We start from the raw sequence: 24,309 nt of genomic DNA, 5'->3' as shown, positions 1-24,309 counted from the left end.
ATATTTTATCCCTCATTTTCTAAAAGCTTTAATTTCGGCAAGAAACCAGGGAATGATACATTTACTGCATCAAACTGACGTATCGTTAATGGTGAATCACTTAAAACAGATGCGACTGCAAGCATCATGCCAATTCTGTGATCAGTTAAGCTATCTACTATAGCATTTCTAGTTAATTTAGAGGGATGAATAATTAATCCATCCTCAGTAGCTTGTAATTTAAAACCTAGTAAATTAAGCATATCTGCAGTTGTATCAATACGATTAGTTTCTTTTACCTTTAATTCCTCTGCGTCCTTAATCATACTTGTACCAGAAGCTTGAGTGCATAACAAAGCAATAATTGGCAATTCATCAATTGCTTTAGGAATTAAATCTCCTTCAATTGTGATGGGTTTCAAGTCGTTCGTATACTGAACTCTAATCGACGCAGTTGGTTCTGAAGATTCTGTAACATTAAATAACTCAATGTTACCATTCATTTGTTCAACGATATCTATAATACCTGAACGTGTAGGATTGATGCCAACATTATGAATTGTAATATCACTTCCAGGAGAAATCAAAGCAGCTACAATAAAGAAAGCGGCCGAAGAAATATCTCCTGGTACTACAAAGTCTTTAGGTTGAATATTGCTTATAGCATAAGGAGATGTTGTAATCACTTTTTGATTTACTTGTATTGGAATTTGATAATGTTTAAACATCGTTTCAGTATGATTTCTACTTATGTCTAATTCTGTAATTTGTGATGCATCTTTTGAAAATAGACTTGCAAACAAAATTGCACTTTTAACTTGAGCACTTGCGACTTCCATTTGATAATTGATGCCATTAATGGCTGAAGGCTTAATAATAAGTGGTGTATAGTTATTTTCAATACCGTTAATATTTGCATTCATTAATTTTAAAGGTCTTAAAACACGATTCATAGGTCGTTTTCCTATCGATGCATCTCCAGATAAAACACACTCTATGCCCAATCCACTTAAAAGACCAGCAAGTAAGCGCGTTGTTGTACCAGAATTTCCAGTATATAACGTTTGATGTGGTATATTGAAATGTTGATATCCTGGAGAATTAACAATAAGACGATGTTCTTCAATTTCAATCTCCACACCTAAGAGTTTAAAAATTTCAATCGTACGTAAACAATCTTCACCTAGAAGCGGTTGTTCAATAATTGATTTACCTTTAGCGAGTGACGATAGCATAATTGCTCTATGCGTCATAGATTTATCTCCGGGTACTTCTATCTCACCCTTTAATGGACCATGAATATCTATTATTTGACTTGTTGTCACAGTATTTCACCTACTCTACTAATAATTGTAGTTGTTTAAATGATTGCTTCAATATATTTTTTTCTACATGATATACATTAGGTTTGCCTAATTTCTCGAGTAGAACCATTTGAATACCTTCACCATTATTCTTTTTATCTGATAACATATATTGATACATTTCTTCAAAATCAATCTGCTGGATTAAATCCAGCGGATAATTTAATTGATTCATATAATTAATATAATGTTGAATATCAAATTGTGTGCCAAGAAGATGATTTGCCACAATAAATTGATAAATCATCCCAATCATAATGGCATGACCATGAGGTATTTTATACTTATATTCTACTGCATGTCCAAAGGTATGACCTAAATTTAAATATTTTCTAACATTACTTTCTTTTTCATCTTTTATAATAATGTTTAGTTTTGTTTTTATGCCCTTAAAAATAAATTGATCCATATCTTTAAGTGATTCAAGTGTTTTTCTATCTGAAAAGTGTTTTTCAATATCTTCTGTAGCAACTGTGCCAGTCAATAAAGCATGCTTATACACCTCAGCGTATCCACTTAAAATTTCATGATAAGGTAAAGTTTTTAAAAAATCCAAATCATATATGACTGCTTTAGGTCTATAAAATGCGCCTATAAGATTTTTACCATGGGAAGAATTTATTCCAACCTTACCTCCTACACTTGAGTCATGCGCTAATATTGTTGTAGGTACTTGTATAAAATCAACACCTCTTAATAAAGTAGAAGCTAAGAATCCTGTAAAATCTCCTGTGGCTCCACCACCTATAGCAACTAAACAAGTATTACGAGTAAGATTCATTCCTAGTAGTTGTTCCATGATAGCTTGATAATGATTAAACGTTTTCATTTTTTCGCCGGCAGGAACGATAACTTTTTGAATGTTTGAATTGTGACATATTGTTTCAAATTTATCTCTAAAATTAAAATCAACAAATTCATCTATAATTAAGAATACTTTATCGTAATCTTGAATATATTCGGATAAATATTTAAATGCATGATGTTCTACAATAATTGGATAATTATTACTGTGATATGTGGTTTGTAATTGCATGATATACCTCATTTCTAAAGGTTAATTAAAAAAGATGTTTAAAATTCTATATTTAACTTTCTACGTTCTTCAATTTGTTCTTTAAGTTGATCGATATGATTAGATTGGAATTCTTCTAAAAGAGCTTTAGCAACTTCAAAAGCAACGACATGCTCGCAAACAACACTTGCTGCTGGAACTGCACAACTATCTGAACGTTCTATAGTTGCTTTAAAATCTTCTTTAGTATTAATATCTACAGAATTTAAAGGTTTATATAAAGTTGGAATAGGTTTCATAACGCCATTTACAATGATAGGCATACCATTAGTCATTCCACCTTCAAAGCCACCTAAATGATTAGATCCTCTATAATAACCTCTTTCAGAATGATATAAAATTTCATCTTGAATTTCGCTTCCAGGTTTTTCAGCAGCTTTAAACCCTTCACCAAAGCTGACACCTTTGAAGGCATTAATACTTACAACACCTTGCGCAATACGTCCATCGAGTTTACGATCATAATGCACGTAGCTACCTACTGCAACTGGCATATTTTCAACCATAACTTGAACTACGCCACCTATAGAGTCGCCTTCCTTTTTAGCTTCATCAATTTTATCTCTCATTTTTTGAGCAATCGATTCATCAATCACACGTACATCATTTTTATCGATATTTTGTTTAAATGTTTCTGTATCGTATAACCCTTCATCTTTAATTCCACCAATTTCTACAACACGACTATACATATGAATGTCTAGTTGAGAAAGTAAAATTTTGGACACTGCTCCTACAGCTACGCGTGCAGCTGTTTCTCTTGCAGAAGAACGTTCAAGTACATTTCTCAAATCACGATGATTATATTTCATACCGCCAATTAAGTCTGCATGACCAGGTCTTGGCTTTGTAATTGTACGTTTCATATTTTCTCGTGCTTCGTCACTAATTGGTTCAATACCCATAATATTTCTCCAATGAGTAAAATCATCATTTTTAACTACAATTGTAATTGGACTACCTAAAGTAAAGCCATTTCTTACACCAGAAACAATTTCTACTGCATCTTTTTCAATTTGCATTCGACGTCCTCTACCGTAGCCACCTTGACGCTTAAACATTTCTTTATTTATCTCCTCAGCTCTCATTTCTAAGTTAGCTGGAACACCTTCAATAATTACTGTTAGTTGTGGACCATGGGATTCTCCTGAAGTTAAATATCTCATGAATAATAGCTCCTTTCCTTTACCACTTTAAATAGTATTATGTATTATTTGTTATCATATCATATTCAACGAAATTACATAACTAGTGTAGAATAATTGGTGTTTGAAAATTCAAATAATTTCATATAAAAAAGTACCTAAGACAACTGTTGTCTTAGGTACTTTCTAACATGTTGGCAGTCAATGGTTGAATGGAAAATAAATTCCAGTTTATTCCACTTTTAAAAAATTATTCTTCATAAAGCCAATTTTCCCTAATAGCTTCGTAGCTATATATTTCATCATCATTAAACCATAAATTGATTTCTCTTTCAGCAGATTCTACAGAGTCTGATCCGTGAATAATATTTCTCCCTACTGTTAAACCATAATCGCCTCTTATAGTACCGGGATCGGCTTCAGTGGGATTTGTTTTTCCGATAATATGTCTAGATACCGCAACTGCGTCTTCTCCTTCAACAACCATGGCAAACACAGGTCCAGAAGTTAAAAATGAAACAAGTTTATGAAAAAACGGCTTCTCTGTATGTTCAGCATAATGTACGTTAACAGTATCTTTAGTTGGAATTATAAATTTACCGCCAACTATTTTTAAACCTTTTCTTTCAATTCTAGAAATAATTTCTCCTATTAAATTACGTTGTACTGCATCTGGCTTAATCATTAAAAAAGTGCGTTCCATTATACAAATCCCCCTAATTAAAAAAATTGATTTAATATGTATAAATACATTTAATAGAAAACAACCTACTACTACTACTAAATACTAACAGGTTGTTAAAGCGCTTTCAACTTTTTTCTATTTTTAAGTATTTCTAGATCGCATTCTTTTAATAAGCTTTCTAAATAAATTTTGAGCATTTGGTTCCTCTAATTGATCAATTAAGTCGAGTGCTTTATTTAAATAGTGATCGCTCACTTCTTGAGATTGTGTGATACTATTTGAATTCTTGATTTGATCAATAAGTGGGCCAAATTGATTTTTATTTGTCAGGTGTGATAACTCAGCAATTTGTTTTTTGAAAACCGGGTCTTTTTTCATCTCTAATAAAACTGGTAATGTAATATGGCCATTCATTAGATCACTACCCACAGGTTTACCTAATTTTTTCTCAGTACTTGTAAAATCTAAAATATCATCTACAATTTGAAAACTCATTCCAATATAATGACCAATCATTTTTAATTTTCGAATCGTCTCATTATCAGCTTGTGATGTTATTGCACCAACTTCCGTTGAAAGTTGAATAAGCAACGCCGTTTTTCTATTAATACGTCTCAAATAGTTCGTAATATTTTGATGACTATTAAATTGGTCTTGGAATTGGAAGAGCTCGCCTCTACAAACATCAACAATTGCGTTAGAAATAATAGTATGAACACGATGATCTTCAATTTTAGAAAGTTGTTTTAAACCTAAAGCTAGTAAGAAATTGCCAGTTAGGATAGCGGTAGTAACATCCCATTTTTTTTCAATCGTCAATTTACCACGACGTTTATCACTTTTATCAATCACATCATCGTGCACAAGTGTTGCCATATGAATTAATTCTAAAGCTACTGCAACATGATACGTATCTTCAGTAATTTTTTTTGGTCCAAACTGACTACTAAGAAGAACAAATGCTGGACGCACTCGTTTGCCACCCGAAGATAATAAATGAAATGCTGCTTCTTGTAATACAGAATCATTACTTTTAATAGCATTTTTTAAACGCTTTTCAACATTTTTAATTTCACTATTCATACTTAACTTTGCCACATTAATCACCTTTTATTTAGTAGAACTTTCTATTTATAGCCAAGGTGCATTGCAGCAACGCCACCTGTAAAGCTACGAACTTTTACATGACTGAAACCAGCCTGTTCAAATAAACGCTTTAATTTAGTTTTATCTGGAAAATTGAATGTAGATTGTTGTAACCATTCATATTCTTCCTTAGATTTAGCAAACAACTTCCCGAAAATAGGCATCACAAATTTAAAGTAAAGTTTATAAACTTGTTTAAATACGGGTAATGTTGGTTGACTTGTTTCTAAACATACAATCATACCGCCTGGTTTCAATACGCGATTTAATTCTTTTAATGTTGCTAAATAATCAGGCACATTTCTTAAACCGAAACCAATGGTTACATAATCGAATGTGTTATCTTCAAATGGTAAATTCATAGCATCGCCGTGCACTAAGTGAATATTAGGCATTGATTTAGTTTTTTCTTTACCAACTTCAAGCATATTTTCACTGAAATCTAAACCTGTAACTTCTCCATTAGGTCCTACTGCTCTACTTAAAGCAATGGTCCAATCTGCTGTACCACAACATACATCAAGTGCTTTACTTCCAGGTAACACATTCATATCTTTCATTACATGTTTACGCCATATTTTATGTTGTTCGAAGCTTATTATATTGTTCAATCGATCATATTTTTTAGAAATATTTTGAAAAACCGTATGAACTTGTTCTTTTTTTGCATTATTTTCAGTCATTAATTATTACCTCTACTTTTCTCTTTATCGCTTTGCTTTATATGTTTAATAATTTGGTTGATTTCATCTTCATCATATTCACTTAAATAAGAGGGATAATATTGATGTACCCCATTAAATAATTTTTCAAATATTTCATATTGAGAGATCTCAATATCTGTAAAATGAGAAATAGTTATAAAAGGGAAAAGTGTTTCTATATCTAACACAGCCTTATATATATCATGACGCTCGAGTGAATGATGATGCAATGAAGTTTTAAGCTCATTAGATTTGATAATCGCTTCACTCATTAGTCTTTGATATGATACATCACCAATTTCAGATATTAAAGTATAAAAATGAGCACTTAATAAGTCACCAATTAGAATTGATTTCTTAGATAATTTATTTTTAGAAATATCATCTAGATGCTTCATTGAAGTATCAATAGTGAGGCAGGCAAGTTTAGCATTTTCTGGAATATTAAAATGATCTAAAACATCACTTAATCCTTTATTAATGTGAATTGCTTCATATTCATTAATTCCTTTAAGCCTTTGAGTAATTTGTCTATTTAATTTGCTTAATGTTCTTTCCATGTTCACACCTCACGTTAGTATCAATATACATATTAACATTATATTCATAAAAATAAAATATAGTGCTTATGACGAAAATAACTTCATAGTCGCTTCACAGTGAATTGTACAATTATAAATAAAACATATGTATTTAGAATTAAACAATATATAAAATAAAAAGCCCTTATAGGGCTTTTTTAAGTAAATTATTTTACAGCATCTTTTAATGCTTTACCAGCTTTGAATGCTGGAACTTTACTTGCAGGAATTTCGATTTCTTTACCTGTTTGAGGGTTACGTCCTTTACGTGCAGCACGTTCACGTACCTCGAAGTTTCCGAAACCAATTAATTGAACTTTTTCACCTTTAGAAAGTGAGTTTTGAATTGATTCGAAAACAGCATCTACTGCTGAACCAGCTTCTTTTTTAGTTAAATCAGCTTGTTCTGCAACCGCATTGATTAAGTCAGTTTTATTCATTATGAGTTCACCTCCGGATGAATGATAATGATAAATTTATATCATTATGGTATGACTTTAACACAATAATTCCCTTTACCGCAACGATTTATATACTTAAAACGTTGAATTGTCAGTATTTCGTGAATAATTTTATAAAATATTTGTGTTAAATAGCAAAATTACACTTTATTCAGCTTTTTTATCTCGCCCCATTAAATCTTTCACGCTATCTTTCACTGGTTTATCTTCAAATAATACTTTGTATAAAGCATTGGTTATTGGCATATCAACATTTTGAGACTTCGCTAAATGATATACTGAATTTGTTGTGTAAATTCCCTCAACAACCATATTCATTTCGTTAAGTGCTTCTTCAGTCGTTTTACCTTTTCCTAATTTATATCCCAAAGTATAATTTCTTGAATGAGTAGACGTACACGTTACAATTAAATCACCAATGCCACCAAGACCTAGAAAAGTCATAGGATCAGCCCCTAGCTTTTCACCTAGTCGACTAATCTCAGCTAAACCTCTTGTCATTAAAGCCGCTTTAGCATTATCACCATAACCCATTCCAGCAACAATACCACTTGCTACAGCAATAATGTTTTTAAGTGCACCACCTAGTTCTACTCCTATCAAATCATTATTAGTATATACTCTTAAGTAATCATTCATGAATAAATCTTGAATAAGTTTACTTATGTGTTCATCTTTTGACGAAGCTGCAACAGTTGTGGGTTGTTTAATTACAACTTCTTCAGCATGACTTGGTCCAGATAGTACCCCTACGCCATTTTTATGGTTCTTAGATACTGAATCTTCAATCATTTCTGATACACGTTTAAATGTTTCATTTTCAATACCTTTTGCAACGTGAATAAACGTTTTTTTAGTTTTAATATGTTGATCAATTTCAGTCACAACATTCCTAATTGCTTTTGTAGGTAAAGCAATTAAAAATATATCTGAAAAATTAACTGCTTGTTCTAATTGACTTGTTGCTTTAATCGTTTCATTTAATGTTACGTCTTTCAAGTACCGTTTATTTTGATGAGAGTGATTGATTTCATCTACAGTATTTTCATTTTTCCCCCACATTAAAACTAAATGGCCATTCTCTGCTAAAACATTTGCTAATGCAGTACCAAAACTTCCTGTACCAAAAACCGTAATCTTAGTCATCTTAATCTCTCCTCTTAGTTTCTTCTTCTAGGGATGATATGAATAGGCGTTCCTTCAAAACCAAATGCATCTCTAATTTGATTTTCGAGATAGCGTTTATAAGAAAAATGCATTAACTCAACATCATTTACAAATACAACAAATGTTGGTGGTTCAATAGCCACTTGAGTAGTATAGAAGACATTTAAACGTCTACCTTTATCTGTAGGTGTAGGATTCATTGAAATAGCATCTGTTACTACTTCGTTAAGTGTTGAGCTTTGAACACGTTTTTTGTGATTTTCACTTGCTTCTCTAATATAAGGGAAAAGTGTTTTTAATCGTAGTCGCTCTTTTGCCGATACGAAAGCGATAGGTGCATAATCTAAAAATTGAAATTGATTACGTACATCGTCAGCAAATTTTTTCATGGTATTAGTATCTTTTTCTACAGCATCCCATTTATTTACGACAATCACCATTGCTTTTCCTTCTTCATGAGCATATCCAGCAACACGCTTATCTTGTTCAATAATTCCTTCTTCGGCATCAATAACTAATAACACCACATTTGAACGCTCAATTGCTTTTAAAGCTCTTAATACAGAGTATTTCTCAGTTGATTCATATACTTTACCTTTTTTTCTCATACCTGCTGTATCTATTAACACATAATCTTGTCCATCATAGCTATACTCAGTATCTACAGCATCTCGAGTTGTACCTGCTACATTTGATACAATAACACGTTCTTCACCTAAAATGGCATTTACTAAACTAGATTTGCCCACATTTGGACGACCAATAATAGATAAACGAATAGTGTCATCATCATATGGATCACTATCTTCTTCTTTAAAATGTTTAACGACTTCATCTAATAAATCACCTAGACCTAAACCATGTGAACCAGAAATTGGATAAGGATCGCCAAAACCTAAAGAGTAAAAATCAAAAATATCACTTCTCATTTCAGGATTATCTACTTTGTTTACTGCTAAAACAACAGGTTTTTTTGATTTATAAAGTAATTGAGCTACCATTTCATCACTTTGAGTGAGACCTTCCCTTACATTTACCATAAAGATAATTACGTCTGCTTCATCAATAGCGATTTCTGCTTGAGCTCTTATTTGTGTTTGGAAAGGTGCATTTCCGATTTCGATGCCTCCAGTATCAATGATATTAAATTCATGTGTTAACCATTCGCCTGAAGAATAAATACGATCACGCGTAACACCTGGAGTATCTTCAACAATTGATACACGTTCACCTACTACTCTATTAAAAATTGTAGACTTACCCACATTAGGTCTACCTACAATTGCTACAATAGGTTTAGTCATAAGCTAACTTCCTCTCTTTCTAAAATCTCTATAATTTTATCATATGCAATGATGATTTAAAAACAAGTATATATTGTCATACGATAGATAGTGAGTAAAGATAAATAAAAAAGAGCAAGAAAGAATTCTATTTGAATATCTTTTCTTGCTCTCATCATTAAATTAAATAATAAAATATTTAATATTAGAATTTTAAGTTTTTAAATTTATCACCAAAAACGTCACCTAATGTTGGATTGTCTTCATCTGTTTCATTAGATAAATATGATTGAGTTGTAGCTTCGTCACTTTCAATCACATCTTCATTTGGTAATGTAGCTTTAATAGATAAAGAAATACGCTCATTTTCTTCATCAATACCTAAAATTTTAACGCTCACTTGTTGTCCTGGTTCTAACACTTCACTTGGTGTACCAATATGTTTATGAGCAATTTCTGAAATGTGTACAAGTCCTTGAACACCAGGAGCAATTTCCACAAAAGCACCAAAGTTAGCCAAGCGAATTACTTTACCTTCGATAACGTCGTTTTCGTGGAATTTACCTTTAATATTTTCGAATGGAGTTGGTAAAGTATCTTTAATAGATAAAGAAATACGCTCAGAATCTTTTTCAACAGATTTAACTTTAACGTCCACTTCTTGTCCAACGCTTACCACGTCTTCAGGAGATTGAACATGCTCATGTGATAATTCTGATACGTGAACTAATCCATCAACGCCACCAATATCTACAAAAGCACCAAAGTTAGTAAGACGAGCAACTTTCCCTTTGATAACGTCCCCTTCATTAAGTGAATCTAATAACGATGCTTTTTTAACGTCATTTTCAGCTTGTTCAACTGCTTTACGGCTTAAAATGACTCTATTATTTTCAGGATCTAATTCTTCTACTTTAAGACGAATTGTTTGTCCTTCAAATACAGAGAAATCTTCAATGAAATCAGTTGAAATGAGTGACGCAGGAACGAATCCTCTTTGGCCCACATCCACAACTAAGCCACCTTTAACTACTTCAGTAACTTTAGCTTCGATTACTTCGTCATTATCAAGCTTTTCTTGTAAATATTCATATGATTTTTCGGTTTCAAGTTGACGTTTTGATAAAATGTAAGCGCCTGATTCATTTTCTTCGTCAATTTCAATTTTGGTTACATATGCTTCAATTTCATCACCTTCTGAAATAATCTCACTTGGATTTTCAATGTGATGAGTTGAAAGTTGGCTAATTGGAATAATTCCATTATATTTAGCCCCATCAATATGAACTACTACTTGTTTATCTTCAACTTGTTGAACTTTTGCAGTGACTTTGTCACCTTCTTTAATATCATTAATCATTGATTCATTGAATTCTTCAGTCATCATGTTTGCCTCCTTATACACTACATAACTATAACATCTTATAAACACAAGGAATTGTCAAGAAATACCCCTTTAGTTTCATAAGTTTTTAAAAAATATATCATTTTTTAAAATTATTTAATATTGAGCAATAGAAAAAATATATTTATTAATATCAATAAAAATCGAAACTTATGATTGAATATAAGATTAAGAAAATTTATTGTTTATATTTCCATAATTAATTATATATAACTAAAATAGCTATTTAAAATAATTCGCTTATATTTTAGTCATTTGACGAATTAAATTAAATAGCTATGTACAAAAATTACAGATTCTCTACTAATTTTAATATTTCTTCAGTTACTTCTTCTATAGTTTTACTCGTTGTATCCACTGTTATAGCATCTTCCGCTTTTCTTAAAGGTGAAATATCACGATTCATATCGTAATGATCTCTTTCTTCAATTTCTTTTTTTAATTGATTTAAAGTGGAAGAAATGCCACGTAATTCATTCTCTTTTTGTCTTCTTTCAGCTCTTTCATCTACAGAGGCAATCATATATACTTTTAACTCAGCATCTGGAAGAACGACGGTACCAATATCTCTACCGTCCATAACAATTCCTTTTTTTATTGCTAATTCTTTTTGTTTTTGTACGGCGTATGTGCGTACAGGTTCTTTTGATGCAACATATGAAACATGTTGCGTGACATCATTTTCTCTTAGATAGTCTGTCACATCCTCGTTATCTAAAATAATTCGTTGTCCTTTTGATGGATTGTAAGTTAATTCTAAAGAAGTATGATTAATTAAATTTTGAAAATCTTCAGGAGCATCTTGCTTTAAATATTTATACGTTATTGCACGATACATTGCACCAGTATCGACATAAATCATTGATAATTTACTAGCCACTTGTCTTGCAATTGTACTTTTTCCAGCAGCAGCAGGACCATCTAATGCAATATTAATTGGATTCATAACATTTTTCCTTTCTTGTTGTTTTATCTGTATTATTTTATCATAAATATATATTTTAAAAATAGGAGGAGTTTAATGAAAAAAATACTTGTTATTCATACAGGTGGAACAATTAGTATGTCTCAAAATCAACTCAATCAGGTCGTTACAAATGACATCAATCCTATTTCATTACATAAAAACATCATAGGTCAATATGCAAATGTATATGAAATAAGTCCCTTTAATGTCCCATCACCACATATCACACTTTCTCATGTAATAAAGTTAAAAGACATCATTATTAAGGAATTTTCTAAGAATCATTATGATGGATGTGTGATTACACATGGCACAGATACGTTAGAAGAAACAGCTTATTTGCTCGATTTAACAATCGATATAAGTCAACCTATTGTTATAACAGGTGCGATGCGTTCATCAAACGAGATTGGTTCAGATGGGCTATATAATTTTATTTCAGCAATTAGAGTTGCAACTTCATTAGAAGCTTCTGATAAAGGCGTGATGGTCGTATTTAATGACGAAATACATACTGCGAGAAATGTTACTAAAACACATACTTCGAATATCAATACCTTTCAGAGTCCTAATCAAGGCCCTTTAGGTATCTTAACTAAAGATCGTGTTCAATTCTATAATCGTCCATATCGACAAACAGTATTTCCAAGAATAGATGAGAGTTTAAATGTGCCATTAATTAAAGCGTATATGGGGATGACTAAGGATGTTTTAGAATTTTATGCTCAACAAAATGTTCAAGGTATAATTATTGAAGCGTTAGGCCAAGGTAACTTACCCCCAAGTTGTTTAAAAGGTATTGAATCGTGTGTCAAAAAAGATATTCCTATCGTACTTGTGTCTCGCTCATTTAATGGCATTGTAAGTCCAGTATATGATTATGAAGGTGGAGGTTTTCGATTAGCTGAAGAGGGACTTATTTTTTCTAACGGATTAAATGGCCCTAAAGCAAGATTAAAACTTTTAATTGGTTTAAGTAATCATATGAATCACAAGGAATTGAAAGAATACTTTGAAACTTAAAAAAGAGAGAAACAATGATGATGCACTCATTGTTTCTCTCTTTTAATTAAAATAAATGAAATTTAACTTTCTAGTGGAGTTTGTTTTTTTCTTAAAATACTTTGAGCGATAATGCCACCATGGTATTTACCGTTTTCAATGAAAATTGAATTATTATCATTACCAGCTGCTATAACACCAGCAATATAACAGTTTTCCACATTTGTTTCATACGTTTCTTTGTTATAAATTGGAGCTGTTCCAAATTCATTAGTATGAATATCTATACCAATAGATTGTAAAAACTCATAGTCTGGATGATAACCAATCATTGCAAAAACAAAGTCATTTGGTATTGTTACTGTTTCACCATTTTTTTCATAAGTTACTGAATGTTGAGTGATTTCAGTAACATTTGCATCAAATTCCATATCGATTTTTTCATGGTTAACTAAAGATTCAAAATTTGGTAAAATCCAAGGTTTAATTGCTGCTGAATATCGATCTCCACGATATAATACAGTCACATTTGCCCCAGCCTTTTCCAATTCCAAAGCTGCATCTACTGCAGAATTCTCACCTCCAATAACCACAACATCTTGATTGAAGTATGGATGTGCTTCTTTAAAGTAATGTTTAACCTTAGATAAATCCGCACCTTTAACATCTAAAGTATTATGTTGACCGTAATAACCAGTCGCAACTGTTAAAAATTTACATTCATACACGTCTTTAGTTGTTGTAATTGTAAATTTATTTCCAATTTTTTTAACTGTTAATACTTCCTCAAAAGGATGTACATTCAACTGATGAAATTTTACTACTTCTCTATAATAGACAAGTGCTTGGTTACGACGAGGTTTACTTTCCTCTACAATAAATGGCACATCGCCAATACTTAATTTATCGCTAGAAGAGAAAAAAGTTTGATGCGTAGGATAATGATAAATGGCATCTACAATATTACCTTTTTCAATTACTAGTGTTTCTATGCCTTTTTTCTTTTGCTCAATGGCTGCACTTAAACCACATGGGCCTCCACCAATAATAATACTTTCAATTGTTTGCATGTTTAATGGCCTCCTTTAATCACTAACATATTATATCAGTTTACTGATATATTTCTAAATAAAAATATTTACATTATTATTTACTTATCTTCAAATGAACATAAAAAAGATACACCATTTTAGGTGTATCTTTTTTAATACATTCAGATATTATTGAGGAATAACTAATTTTTGACCATTTACAATATTATTACTAGTTAAGCCATTAGCTCGTTTTAATTTATTTACATTTTCAACTGTACCTTCACCATAGTATTGAATTGCAATACGATATAAATTATCATTACCAGATACTACGTGAGTTTGTTGGCCAACACTATTACTTGATTGTGTGTTATTTTGAGTTGATTGAGAATTTGAGTTATTATCTGAACTTGATGAATTATTATATACATTTGATTTATTGTTATCATTTTCAGATGTTGCATTTTCAGTAGAATTTTTATCATTATTATCATTTGATGTACTGTTTTCTGTTGTAGCTACTTCATTTGACTCATCACTATCTTTTTTAGTGCTATTATCTGATTCACTTGATTTATCTTCTTTTGTTGCTGCTGTTTCATTTGATTGGTCTTTTTCATTTGTAGCATTGTCTTTGTCTTTATCTTTATCTTTGTTCTCAGTTTGTTCTGTTTTATTATCTGCAGTGTTATTATTCTTATCTTTATGGTCATTGTTAAGATACATGCCAATAAAAATAGCTAGAGCAGCTAAAATAAGTAATAAAGCTATGAGTGGAAGTAAAATTCCCATTAAACCACGTTTTTTCTTACCGTTATGTGCTTGGAAACCATCATTATCTTCGTATTCACGATGTTTATCATCATCATGATGATTTAGATTGTTATGTTCATTATGATGTTTATGTTTAGAAGCAGCAGCACCAGCAGCACCTGCTCCAGCACCGACTGCAGCAGCTTTTTTGCCTTTATTTCCTTTTTTTCTGTGATGTTTATTATCTAGTTCATTATTATCTTCGTTGTCATGTTGAACACTTCTATTTTCATTATCTCTATAATTTTCCTCATCATGACGATTATTTTTACGTTTTTTATTACGTGATGCTTTTGCTCCAACAGCTCCAGTAGCAGCAGCTCCTCCAGCAATGGTTGCATCTTTTCCGATTTTGGAATGATGATCTTCATGTCTATCATTATCTTGATCAAAATCACGATGACGACGATGATCACTATTCATTCTATCATCACTATTATCATCATTTTCATAACTATCGTCCTCAAAACGATGATTAGAATTATTACGACGATCATCATCATTATGACGATCATTTAAATTAGAATGACGGTTGCGTTCATCATAATGCTCATCTATATTGGAACGTTGATTATTCTCATCATTCTCGTGATTATGATGAGAGTTACTTTCGTTATGTACTTTGTCAAATGTTTCCTCATCATAACGGTCATCTAATGAACCTTCTTCATAATCATTAACCTGATCGTTAAATTTTTTGTTACGACTAGAAGATTGGTTTCTTCTTCTTTGTCGTCTTTGTGCATTTCTTGGTGGAAACTGTTGATCAGTTTCATTGTTAAAATTGTCTATTTCATCGTTAGTTTCATTATTTACACGATCGAATTGATCGTTTGAATCTATCGATTGTCGATTTTTTTCAAAATCATCCTTAAAATTATCTCTAGACATAGTCAACATCCTTTCTTTTTCTTATTTTAATTGTCACATTATTTATACCCAAGTAATGCATAAATATGTATCATTTTTTTAATTTCTTATAAATCATTTTGTAATTTAATTATATCCTGTATAAAATATTTTAGTAAAGTAAAGTCACTAAACTCTAAATAAGTTTTTAATTTTTTCATTGAAAGTAAATTGTCTTTTAACTTTTTTTCTGTTGTAACACTCAATTTTACTTAAATCTGAATCATTGTCACAACATTCATTAGATTGATTAGGAGATTCTCCAAAAAATTCCAGTAAAAATTTTCTTCTACATTGATCTATACGAGTATAACCTATGATTCTTTGATAACCAGCTTGTTTACGTATATATGAGGTTTTAAAAATGTGTTTCAATTCTTTAAATGTATAATTTTGGTGTAATACTGTTAAAATTTCTTCTTTATTAGGTGGAAGGAATGCGCCTAACTCAAAAGTTTCGACATCTTCTGATACGATAGCATCATTAAAGAGTAACGTCTCTAGAATATAAGCATCGTCTGGTTGATATAGACTAATCGCTTGACTTTGTTTTCCATCTCTCCCAGCTCGTCCAATTTCTTGTAAATAATTTGAAGGACTAGATGATAAATGAAAATGAATAACAGTCCGAATGTCTTTTTTATTAACCCCCATTCCAAAAGCACTAGTAGCTACAATAACTGGAATAAAATTATTAATAAATTGATTTTGAACAGTTTGACGTTCTTGATAAGTTAAATCCCCATGATAAATACCAGTTAAATATCCATGTTGATAAATGAGTTTTGCGAGTTGTAAGCATATTTTCTTAGATGATACATAAATAATTGTGGGACCTGAAGATTCAATAAATTTCAATAACCATTCTATTTTTTCGTCGTCATCCTTGAAATTAAAATGTGATAACGAAATATTTTTACGATTCATAGTAGTTTGTATAGTGTTTAATTTAACTTTTAAAATATGTTCTAAATCACTTGTTAAATGTGGCGGTGCAGTAGCAGTTAATGCTAAAATAGTCGCTAATTTAAAATGATGAGTGATTTGACCAATAAGTGCGTAATGCGGTCTAAAATCATATCCCCATTCTGATAAGCAATGTGCTTCATCTAATACTACTAAACCAAATGGAATGTTTTTAATTAAATTGAAATGATGAGATTGAAGAATAAATTCAGGACTTAGAAATATAAAACGACTTTGATTTAATACATTGATATTTTCTTTTTTTTCTTGTTCATCCATACCTGAATGAATACACACAACCCTTCGTTCACCTTGAGATTTAAGTTGCATCACTTGGTCATCCATTAAAGAAATTAGCGGTGAAATAATAAGAGTAGGTTTTTGTTGCATATAAGTTGGAAATTGATAACACAGACTTTTCCCACTACCTGTTGGCAAAACACCAAGTGTATGATTGCCTTGTAATACACTTTCTATGACCTCTTTCTGACCTGGGTGAAAACTTTCATGTCCAAACCATTGTTTAAGATTGTTCTCTAACATTCATTTCACCTCTTTCTATCCCAACAATCATGAGTTTAATTTCAAAGTATGATAAATGATCAAACTCTTGTTTATATCGTTTTAATCTTTCTCCTTTATGCTCTGTATAGTATTGAGTAAATTGAAAAATATCTTTTTTCTCCACATAATTTTCGTAATTTTTCTCATAACCTTTAATAAATAATTCTAAAATATGATCTTCTATTGTATTAAGTTTAACATTCTGTGCAATTGCGATTTCATTTAAACTCAAACCTTGATGAAGATATTGTTGAGTAATAGATGTTTTATTTAATAATGATGAAAGAATAATACATTCAGACAATATAGGATAACGTTGTTTATTTTCAATTTCACTTCCTAAGGTGACTAAATTATTCAATTCTAATGTATATAATTTTGAAATAGAAATATTCTCAATCAAACTTACCTGTTGTCTTGTATACATAGGCTCATCATAACCATGCAAATAATAATGAAGGTAACACTTATTATTATTATTTAAACTGATTGCTTGAAATAAATCAGTCACTTCATTTTCAAAGTCTTTTATTAAATCATTTTCAATAATAGTTCCATAAACCTTTTTAACTTTATTTTGAATAATAACCTGTTGGTTCATTGGTACGAATTTGAGTTGATGATGGAGATATTGAGATATCGTCTGAATTAATAATTGAATACATTTAAAAGTATTATTAAGACTATCATAAGTGAATCGAGGATGCACCTTGATATTTAATTCTTTTATATCATTTTTATTTAAAAGTCGTTCAAATGTCTGATATTTTAATTTAGGTAAACTATGATATAATGATAAAAGTTGTTGAGAGCTCGCATCAAAAAACGTTTGATGTGACTTTTTTCCACTTAAAATATTATATATACTTTTATTAGTTTTATAATTGAATGAGTGATGTTTAACATAACTAATCATTTCTTGCATGAGTGAACTCCTCTTTTATAGAACTTTTATATCTAGAATATAATAAAATTATTTATTATGACTAGTGTAGCATTTTTATCAAAGGAGGCGAATAAAATGGCAAAGTACACAATCGTTGATATGGATACATGTATTGCTTGTGGTGCTTGTGGCGCTGCTGCACCAGATATTTACGATTATGATGACGAAGGTATTGCTTTCGTAATCCTTGACGATAATCAAGGTACTGCAGAAGTACCAGAAGAATTATATGAAGATATGGAAGATGCTCTTGAAGGCTGTCCAACTGATTCAATTAAAATTGAAGAAGAGCCTTTTGATGGAGATGCCTTAAAATTTGAATAAATCCGTAAATAAAATTGCATTACCATAATTATAATATAAAACCTCCGATGATTCCTACTAAGAAGTCATCGGAGGTTTTGATTTTATTTCAATACTTTTTTTAAACGGCGATATAGCAAGATAAAAATAATCGATATTACACATCCTTTAATAATATTAAAAGGAATAATACCAGATAAAATAATTACTTTTAAATTAGTAAATACATCACCAAGATTAAATATCATGCCATATAAAGGTAGTAAGACAAAATAATTTAAAATACTTAAAACGATAGTCATTGCAATAGTGCCGGCAACTAATCCTATAATTAGTGAACGACGAGATGAATATTGTTTACGATGACTAACAAAATAAGCTGTTAGTAAAAAACTAGCCCCTGCTAAAAAATTTGCCACAGGTCCAACAGGATCGCCAATATTAAATAAGAAATTTAATATATTTTTAATTAATGCTACAAGAAGACCAGATAAAGGACCAAAAATAAAAGTAGCTAATAAAGTCGGTACATCACTAAAATCTAATGTTAAGTATGGAGGCAAAAATGGTAATGGAAATTTCAAAAATGTTAATATGAATGCAATTGCACTCAACATACTTATGGTAATTAAACGTTTATTTTGTTGCATATTCAGTTTTCTCCTTCCATTCATCTTACTAAGAATTGGAGGATACTTTTACACAACAAAAAACCTCCACCTTCTCCCATCCAGACTATACTGTCGGCTTCAGATTTACACTGAATCAGCCACTTCCATTGAAGCGGGTCGCAGGCTCAAATTACTGCCGGTTGGGAATTACACCCTACCCCGAAGATGAATTATTGAATTTATCATTTAAAATTTATATTACATGAATAACTCCTTCATTGCAATATCTCTGTTTATTTATAAAAATGAGAGATATGGTTCATCAATTTCGTCGACTGATTTTAAATTAATATAAAATGAAATATTATATTAAAAAAACTATAGATATAAAAACACTCTTCAAAGTTTTATCTTTAACTTTGAAGAGCGTAATCTCAAATAATTTGGATATTTAATCTTATTTTGTCGAAAGTTAATTATTTAGAATCTATAGAAGGTTTAGGTAATTTAATAATAAAGGTTGTGCCTTTATTCACTGTACTTTCTACAGAAATAATTCCGCCATGCTCTTGAATAATCATCTTACTAATAAATAATCCTAAACCAGTTCCTTGTTTACCTCTAGTTCTAGAAGCTTCTACTTTATAAAAACGATCAAATACATGATCAAGATGTTCGGGAGCAATGCCGCTACCTGTGTCTTTTATATTTAAAATTTGGTACTGACTATCTTTATTAGCAGTAATCGTAATTGAATCTCCAGGATGTGTATAGCGTGTTGCATTATCAATTAAGTTTGTGAGTACTTGATCAATTCGATCAGCATCGTAATTCCATAAATCATCTTCATTAATATTTGGTAACAAGTCTATGTTTAGTTCTAAATCTTGTGCTTGTTGACGATATTTAAGTTGTATTTTACGTAATAATGGCATTATAGGCTGTATTTCTTTATTAATGGTTAATCCTTCCGCATCCATTCTTGCAACATTTAAAAGCTCGTTGACAAGGCGATTAAGTCGTTTTGTTTCATCTAATACAATTGATAGTGATTCTTTGATTTCGTTAGGTTCTGTTACAATGCCATCGACTATCGATTCAGTATAACCCTGTAATAACGAAATCGGTGTACGGAGTTCATGGGATACATTTGCGATAAAATCTTTTTTCATTTGATCAAGATTATGTTCATTTGTCATATCTCTTATGATGATTACAATCCCGCTACGACCATCTTGTTGAATACGATCAATATAGCTCATTATAAACACATAATACTTAGAGTTTATTGTATATTCATTAAACTCTGTACCTTTTGAATGAAATGTGGCATTAATTTGATTTTTAATTTCTGAATAAATAGATTTATCAATTGTCGGTAGTATTTGGTCTGCCATTTTGTTAGATAAAATAATTTCACTTTTATCATTTAAACCCACTACACCTTCAATCATAGAATTAAATAAACGATCACGAATATTTTTTTGAGTAGATAAAGCTTCAATGTGTTCTTGAATTTTATAACTCATATTATTAAACGTATAAGAAAGTTCACCAATTTCATCTTTCGTATTTACTGTTGTTTTTTGAGAGTAATCTCCATTCGATACATTGATTGCCTGTGTACTTAATTTTCTAAGTGGCTTAGTGATACGATTAGATAAAAAGAACGCAAAAATCGTTGAAACAATTAAAAATACAATGGCAGTAATTAAAATAATAATGGTAATTGCATTATTAGTATCTTCAATTGTTTTTAAATCTTGATATATAAATACGCCACTAAACTTAGCATGTTTACGATTTTGAGATTGCATCGGATATCCTAAAAGAATATAAGAATGGGATGCTCCTTTTTCACTTATTGTGACGTTTTGTGTGGCAGATTTCCCTGTATCAAATACTTTATTAAAGTTGTCATTGTTTTGTATTTCTTTTAACATTCTTTTTTTAATCAGATTATATGATTTTTCTGCTGACATATTTTTATTAGACATAATAATAACGCCACCTGTACCATCAATCAATTCCTGACTATGTTGTATGGCAAGTGACTTGTTATCAGCTTTTTCAACAAGATGACTAATCCTTGAAGCATCTTCTCTTATAGCATTTTCTGTTTGTTGGGTGTAATAATATTGAATAAATGTAATTAATGCTGCACTTAATAAAATTAAAACTGTCGTTACTATAAATATTATAGTTAACCACAGTTTTATAACAACACTATTTAGTCGATTCATCATTTGTATTGACCTCAAATTTGTAACCGACACCCCAAACGGTCTGAATCATATGTGCTGCTTCTTCAGAAACTCGATTTAATTTTTCTCTTAATCGTTTAACATGTGTGTCTACAGTTCTTAGATCACCATAAAATTCATAATGCCAAACTTCTTTTAATAGTTGTTCACGATCAAATACTTTATTAGGTGTTTTTGCTAAGTATATTAATAGCTCATATTCTTTTGGAGTTAAATTCACTTGTTGTTGATCCGCTAATACACGATGTGCATCATTATCGATAATAAGATGATTAAACTCAATGACATCTCTTGCATGTGGTTCGCTTTGTTCTGGTTTAGATGTTTGAGTTCTACGTAGTAATGCTTTCACTCTTAATACGACTTCTCGGGGAGAGAAAGGCTTCACTATATAATCATCTGCACCTGATTCGAATCCTTCCACACGATTAGTTTCTTCGCCTTTAGCTGTAAGCATAATAATAGGCGTATCTTTATGCTCACGTAATTTTGATGACATTTCAATACCATCCATTTCAGGCAACATTAAATCTAAAAGAATGCACGCATAGTCATTTTCCATAGCAAGTTCATATGCTTCTCTACCATCACTTGCTTCATGGATAGTAAACGATTCTCTTTCTAAGTAAAGCTTTAATAATCTTCTGATTCTATCTTCATCGTCTACAATTAATATTTCATTCATCATTACAATATACCTCCTACACACGCTCTATACCATTTTAATTATAGCATATTCACTATATTAAAGCTTTCTATTCAATTGACTTTGTGAAAAAAATAGCAAAATATCTTTTTTGATGTAGAACCTATGATTTATTATTACAGTGAATAAATAAAAAAAGATACACATTGTAATTGTGAAAATACTTTGTATTGTTAAGTTATTTCGAATTAATTGCCATTTTCAGCCATATGTCTTAATATTTTCACCTCATGAGGTGTTAATACTCTACCTTCACCTGCATTTAAACCTTTTAAATTAAGATTTCCAAATTCGATTCGTATTAATTTATCGACTGTGTGATTAAAATGTTCGAACATACGTCTAACTTGTCTATTTCTACCTTCGCTAATAGTTATTTCAACCAGTGTCGTATTTTTTTCTTTATTTTGATTTTTTATTTTAACTTGAGCAGGTTGTGTAAAACCATCTTCTAATTCAATTCCTTGTTCTAATGCTTTAACTTCTTCTCTCATTAAATACCCTTTTAATTTTGCAACATATTTTTTCTGAATATGATATCTAGGATGAGTCATCAGGTTAGTAAATTCACCATCATTTGTAAGTAATAATAACCCTGAAGTATCATAGTCTAATCGTCCAACTGGATAAATTCTTGCTTCTAAATCTTTAAAATAATCTGTTACAACCGTTCTACCTCTATCATCTGAAACACTAGTAATCACTTGCGTTGGTTTATAGAACAGAATATAAATTTTATCTTCTTGCTCAATTTTAATTCCTTCAACTTCAACAGTGTCTGAAGATTTAACTTTCGTTCCAAGTTCTGTAACTACTTGACCATTGACTTTTACTTTACCTTCAGTGATTAAAGTTTCTGCCTTTCTTCGAGATGTATATCCACTGTTAGCAATTCGTTTTTGAAGTCTTTCTAAATCTTTATTCATTTTATTTCTCCTTTTGCTCTGTAAGTGTACTAAAGAAATTTTCAATCTCTTCGTTATCTTCTTCAGTAGATGGTAGTTCTTCTATTGATTTCATTCCAAAAACATTTAAAAATAAATCAGTAGTCATGAGTAAATGACTACGCGAATTCTCCATGTCTTTTGCTTCAATAAGTCCTCTAGCAATTAATGTTCTCACTGCACCATCAGAATTAATACCTCTTGTTACTTCGATATCACTTCTAGTTAATGGTTGATTATAAGCAATAATCGATAGTGTCTCCATAGCAGCTTGAGATAATTTCATGTTTGCTTTTTGATTCACTAATACTTCGATAAAAGGAGCACTCTCTTTTTTGGAGGTTAACATATAAATGGAACCATATCTTTGTATTTCAAGACCTTTTGAATGATACGTCGAAATTAATTGATCAAGTTCATCTAAATCCATTTTTAAAATATCTGCAAGCTGACGTGCTTCGAGTCCTTCATCGCCTACAGTAAATAATAATGACTCTATAATGCCAATGTTATCCAATAGAATAGTTCACTCCTCTAATGATATTGATGTCTTCAAAGTTATTTGACTGTTCTATATTAATAAGACCTGCTTTAGACATTTCTAATATTGCTAAGAAATGTGTAACAACTTTACTCACAGGTTCATTAAAGTTAAATAAACTAAAGAAGTTAAATGATGTTTGTTTCTCTAAATGTTTAGCAACCACTTCAGTAGCTTGTTGAATTGTAAAAATATCTTTTGAAATTTCAACTGCTTTTGGCGTATTTAATGCTACTCTATTTTTTACTCTTTGGTATGCAACAATCAGTTGAGTCAAATCAATCGTTTGATTTTTGTCCCAATGCGTTTTTTTTTCTAAGTGAGATAAATCAGCTGGTGATTTAGTATAATATAATTCTCTTTCTTTCTTTAATTCTGTTAATAGTAAAGAATATTCTTTATAATTTTGATATTCGATTAAACGACCTACAAGTTCCTCACGAGGATCTTCTTCTAAGTCATTTTCAGTTTCTTGTTGTGGCAATAATAATCTACTTTTTATCATTAATAACTCTGAAGCCATCACTAAATATTCACTTGCAATATTAATTTCAACTTCTTTCATTGCATGAACATATTGCATATATTGTTCAGTTAAAGCTTTCATTGGTATATCATAAATATCTATTTCATATTTATGGATTAAATGAAGAAGTAAATCTAATGGGCCATTAAAAGCATCTAATTTAACTTCGTACATAAATTAACTTCCTTGTATTATAAAATCTAAATTGTGCATAATTC

General features: G+C 30.6%; 24 protein-coding genes and 1 riboswitch. Of the genes, 2 read left to right on the top strand and 22 right to left on the bottom strand.

The features are described 5' to 3' along the window. Window positions 1-5: 5 nt before the first annotated feature. The 12 genes from aroA to cmk all read right to left on the bottom strand — a co-directional run bounded on the left by aroA (window position 6) and on the right by cmk (window position 11,941). Window positions 6-1,304, bottom strand: coding sequence for a 3-phosphoshikimate 1-carboxyvinyltransferase (gene aroA / locus NSU06_RS06550; RefSeq protein ID WP_049415988.1), 1,299 nt, complete (start codon window positions 1,302-1,304; stop codon window positions 6-8). Between the two features lie 10 nt (window positions 1,305-1,314). Next, window positions 1,315-2,379 (bottom strand): 3-dehydroquinate synthase, encoded by a 1,065-nt coding sequence (gene aroB, locus NSU06_RS06545; protein WP_037541037.1) that lies wholly within the window; start codon window positions 2,377-2,379, stop codon window positions 1,315-1,317. Between the two features lie 38 nt (window positions 2,380-2,417). Continuing rightward, complete coding sequence (aroC, locus tag NSU06_RS06540) at window positions 2,418-3,584, bottom strand: chorismate synthase (protein WP_017176294.1); 1,167 nt, start codon at window positions 3,582-3,584, stop codon at window positions 2,418-2,420. Window positions 3,585-3,813: 229 nt separating this feature from the next. Further along, the gene (gene ndk / locus NSU06_RS06535; protein ID WP_017176293.1) at window positions 3,814-4,266 is read right to left on the bottom strand and encodes a nucleoside-diphosphate kinase; all 453 of its coding nucleotides are present in this window, start codon (window positions 4,264-4,266) and stop codon (window positions 3,814-3,816) included. A 123-nt stretch (window positions 4,267-4,389) separates the two neighbouring features. Continuing rightward, window positions 4,390-5,346 carry a polyprenyl synthetase family protein gene (locus NSU06_RS06530; protein WP_017176292.1) on the bottom strand — a complete coding sequence of 319 codons (957 nt, stop codon included), beginning with the start codon at window positions 5,344-5,346 and terminating at the stop codon, window positions 4,390-4,392. Window positions 5,347-5,375: 29 nt separating this feature from the next. Further along, window positions 5,376-6,077 carry a demethylmenaquinone methyltransferase gene (locus NSU06_RS06525; protein ID WP_017176291.1) on the bottom strand — a complete coding sequence of 234 codons (702 nt, stop codon included), beginning with the start codon at window positions 6,075-6,077 and terminating at the stop codon, window positions 5,376-5,378. Next, window positions 6,077-6,658, bottom strand: a complete 582-nt coding sequence (locus tag NSU06_RS06520) for a heptaprenyl pyrophosphate synthase subunit A (protein ID WP_017176290.1) — start codon at window positions 6,656-6,658, stop codon at window positions 6,077-6,079. Before NSU06_RS06520 ends, NSU06_RS06525 begins: the two co-directional genes overlap by 1 nt. Before the next feature lie 188 nt (window positions 6,659-6,846). Continuing rightward, the gene (locus tag NSU06_RS06515) at window positions 6,847-7,119 is read right to left on the bottom strand and encodes an HU family DNA-binding protein (RefSeq protein WP_002449794.1); all 273 of its coding nucleotides are present in this window, start codon (window positions 7,117-7,119) and stop codon (window positions 6,847-6,849) included. 168 nt (window positions 7,120-7,287) lie between these two features. Beyond that, window positions 7,288-8,286, bottom strand: a complete 999-nt coding sequence (locus NSU06_RS06510; RefSeq protein ID WP_340779636.1) for an NAD(P)H-dependent glycerol-3-phosphate dehydrogenase — start codon at window positions 8,284-8,286, stop codon at window positions 7,288-7,290. A 14-nt stretch (window positions 8,287-8,300) separates the two neighbouring features. Continuing rightward, complete coding sequence (gene der, locus NSU06_RS06505; protein ID WP_017176288.1) at window positions 8,301-9,611, bottom strand: ribosome biogenesis GTPase Der; 1,311 nt, start codon at window positions 9,609-9,611, stop codon at window positions 8,301-8,303. A gap of 184 nt (window positions 9,612-9,795) precedes the next feature. Then, window positions 9,796-10,974 (bottom strand): 30S ribosomal protein S1, encoded by a 1,179-nt coding sequence (gene rpsA / locus NSU06_RS06500; RefSeq protein ID WP_017176287.1) that lies wholly within the window; start codon window positions 10,972-10,974, stop codon window positions 9,796-9,798. Window positions 10,975-11,284: 310 nt separating this feature from the next. Then, complete coding sequence (gene cmk, locus NSU06_RS06495; protein ID WP_017176286.1) at window positions 11,285-11,941, bottom strand: (d)CMP kinase; 657 nt, start codon at window positions 11,939-11,941, stop codon at window positions 11,285-11,287. 75 nt (window positions 11,942-12,016) lie between these two features. Between cmk and NSU06_RS06490 the strand changes: the two genes are divergently transcribed. Continuing rightward, window positions 12,017-12,985: an asparaginase gene (locus NSU06_RS06490; RefSeq protein ID WP_017176285.1), complete on the top strand. Its 969-nt coding sequence runs from the start codon at window positions 12,017-12,019 to the stop codon at window positions 12,983-12,985. A gap of 62 nt (window positions 12,986-13,047) precedes the next feature. Here NSU06_RS06490 and ypdA read toward each other — a convergent pair whose 3' ends face one another. The 4 genes from ypdA to NSU06_RS06470 form a co-directional block, all read right to left on the bottom strand. Further along, a complete protein-coding gene (ypdA, locus tag NSU06_RS06485) occupies window positions 13,048-14,034 on the bottom strand; it encodes a bacillithiol disulfide reductase YpdA (protein ID WP_340779634.1) in 987 nt (328 codons plus the stop codon). 150 nt (window positions 14,035-14,184) lie between these two features. Continuing rightward, window positions 14,185-15,702: an elastin-binding protein EbpS gene (gene ebpS, locus NSU06_RS06480; RefSeq protein ID WP_340779631.1), complete on the bottom strand. Its 1,518-nt coding sequence runs from the start codon at window positions 15,700-15,702 to the stop codon at window positions 14,185-14,187. A 147-nt stretch (window positions 15,703-15,849) separates the two neighbouring features. Next, entirely contained in the window at window positions 15,850-17,229 is a 1,380-nt protein-coding gene (locus NSU06_RS06475; protein WP_017176282.1) for a RecQ family ATP-dependent DNA helicase, read from the bottom strand. Then, complete coding sequence (locus tag NSU06_RS06470) at window positions 17,210-18,175, bottom strand: helix-turn-helix domain-containing protein (protein ID WP_037541043.1); 966 nt, start codon at window positions 18,173-18,175, stop codon at window positions 17,210-17,212. The genes NSU06_RS06475 and NSU06_RS06470 overlap by 20 nt, the downstream gene beginning before the upstream one ends. 96 nt (window positions 18,176-18,271) lie before the next feature. On the opposite strand from NSU06_RS06470, the gene NSU06_RS06465 reads away from it, so the two are divergent. Next, entirely contained in the window at window positions 18,272-18,520 is a 249-nt protein-coding gene (locus NSU06_RS06465) for a ferredoxin (RefSeq protein WP_002449743.1), read from the top strand. 83 nt (window positions 18,521-18,603) lie between these two features. On the opposite strand, the gene NSU06_RS06460 is transcribed toward NSU06_RS06465, so the two are convergent. The 6 genes from NSU06_RS06460 to NSU06_RS06435 form a co-directional block, all read right to left on the bottom strand. Continuing rightward, the gene (locus tag NSU06_RS06460; protein WP_002449844.1) at window positions 18,604-19,149 is read right to left on the bottom strand and encodes an ECF transporter S component; all 546 of its coding nucleotides are present in this window, start codon (window positions 19,147-19,149) and stop codon (window positions 18,604-18,606) included. Window positions 19,150-19,213: 64 nt separating this feature from the next. Next, window positions 19,214-19,341: riboswitch (FMN riboswitch) on the bottom strand. Between the two features lie 245 nt (window positions 19,342-19,586). After that, a complete protein-coding gene (locus tag NSU06_RS06455) occupies window positions 19,587-21,353 on the bottom strand; it encodes an ATP-binding protein (RefSeq protein WP_340780047.1) in 1,767 nt (588 codons plus the stop codon). Further along, window positions 21,337-22,062 carry a response regulator gene (locus NSU06_RS06450; protein WP_048681466.1) on the bottom strand — a complete coding sequence of 242 codons (726 nt, stop codon included), beginning with the start codon at window positions 22,060-22,062 and terminating at the stop codon, window positions 21,337-21,339. Before NSU06_RS06450 ends, NSU06_RS06455 begins: the two co-directional genes overlap by 17 nt. Before the next feature lie 206 nt (window positions 22,063-22,268). Further along, window positions 22,269-23,006: a pseudouridine synthase gene (locus NSU06_RS06445; protein WP_017176278.1), complete on the bottom strand. Its 738-nt coding sequence runs from the start codon at window positions 23,004-23,006 to the stop codon at window positions 22,269-22,271. Window position 23,007: 1 nt separating this feature from the next. Then, window positions 23,008-23,541, bottom strand: a complete 534-nt coding sequence (scpB, locus tag NSU06_RS06440; protein WP_049415573.1) for an SMC-Scp complex subunit ScpB — start codon at window positions 23,539-23,541, stop codon at window positions 23,008-23,010. Next, window positions 23,534-24,265, bottom strand: a complete 732-nt coding sequence (locus NSU06_RS06435) for a segregation and condensation protein A (RefSeq protein WP_049415570.1) — start codon at window positions 24,263-24,265, stop codon at window positions 23,534-23,536. Before NSU06_RS06435 ends, scpB begins: the two co-directional genes overlap by 8 nt. Window positions 24,266-24,309 lie beyond the last annotated feature (44 nt).

Source organism: Staphylococcus sp. FSL W8-1270 (assembly GCF_038007165.1).
Taxonomy (GTDB): Bacteria; Bacillota; Bacilli; order Staphylococcales; family Staphylococcaceae; genus Staphylococcus; species Staphylococcus hominis.
Note: the sequence above shows the minus strand (reverse complement) of the source record. Positions and strands in the feature narration are given on the sequence as shown.

Coding starts and splice junctions, on each gene's coding strand:
- NSU06_RS06490 (WP_017176285.1), top strand. CDS start 12,017: ATGAAAAAAATACTTGTTATTCATACAGGTGGAACAATTAGTATGTCT.
- aroB (WP_037541037.1), bottom strand. CDS start 2,379: ATGCAATTACAAACCACATATCACAGTAATAATTATCCAATTATTGTA.
- der (WP_017176288.1), bottom strand. CDS start 9,611: ATGACTAAACCTATTGTAGCAATTGTAGGTAGACCTAATGTGGGTAAG.
- NSU06_RS06450 (WP_048681466.1), bottom strand. CDS start 22,062: ATGATGAATGAAATATTAATTGTAGACGATGAAGATAGAATCAGAAGA.
- NSU06_RS06445 (WP_017176278.1), bottom strand. CDS start 23,006: ATGAATAAAGATTTAGAAAGACTTCAAAAACGAATTGCTAACAGTGGA.
- NSU06_RS06465 (WP_002449743.1), top strand. CDS start 18,272: ATGGCAAAGTACACAATCGTTGATATGGATACATGTATTGCTTGTGGT.
- NSU06_RS06455 (WP_340780047.1), bottom strand. CDS start 21,353: ATGAATCGACTAAATAGTGTTGTTATAAAACTGTGGTTAACTATAATA.
- NSU06_RS06475 (WP_017176282.1), bottom strand. CDS start 17,229: ATGTTAGAGAACAATCTTAAACAATGGTTTGGACATGAAAGTTTTCAC.
- cmk (WP_017176286.1), bottom strand. CDS start 11,941: ATGAATCCAATTAATATTGCATTAGATGGTCCTGCTGCTGCTGGAAAA.
- NSU06_RS06470 (WP_037541043.1), bottom strand. CDS start 18,175: ATGCAAGAAATGATTAGTTATGTTAAACATCACTCATTCAATTATAAA.
- NSU06_RS06460 (WP_002449844.1), bottom strand. CDS start 19,149: ATGCAACAAAATAAACGTTTAATTACCATAAGTATGTTGAGTGCAATT.
- rpsA (WP_017176287.1), bottom strand. CDS start 10,974: ATGACTGAAGAATTCAATGAATCAATGATTAATGATATTAAAGAAGGT.
- ndk (WP_017176293.1), bottom strand. CDS start 4,266: ATGGAACGCACTTTTTTAATGATTAAGCCAGATGCAGTACAACGTAAT.
- NSU06_RS06435 (WP_049415570.1), bottom strand. CDS start 24,265: ATGTACGAAGTTAAATTAGATGCTTTTAATGGCCCATTAGATTTACTT.
- NSU06_RS06515 (WP_002449794.1), bottom strand. CDS start 7,119: ATGAATAAAACTGACTTAATCAATGCGGTTGCAGAACAAGCTGATTTA.
- aroC (WP_017176294.1), bottom strand. CDS start 3,584: ATGAGATATTTAACTTCAGGAGAATCCCATGGTCCACAACTAACAGTA.
- ebpS (WP_340779631.1), bottom strand. CDS start 15,702: ATGTCTAGAGATAATTTTAAGGATGATTTTGAAAAAAATCGACAATCG.
- NSU06_RS06510 (WP_340779636.1), bottom strand. CDS start 8,286: ATGACTAAGATTACGGTTTTTGGTACAGGAAGTTTTGGTACTGCATTA.
- NSU06_RS06520 (WP_017176290.1), bottom strand. CDS start 6,658: ATGGAAAGAACATTAAGCAAATTAAATAGACAAATTACTCAAAGGCTT.
- NSU06_RS06525 (WP_017176291.1), bottom strand. CDS start 6,077: ATGACTGAAAATAATGCAAAAAAAGAACAAGTTCATACGGTTTTTCAA.
- ypdA (WP_340779634.1), bottom strand. CDS start 14,034: ATGCAAACAATTGAAAGTATTATTATTGGTGGAGGCCCATGTGGTTTA.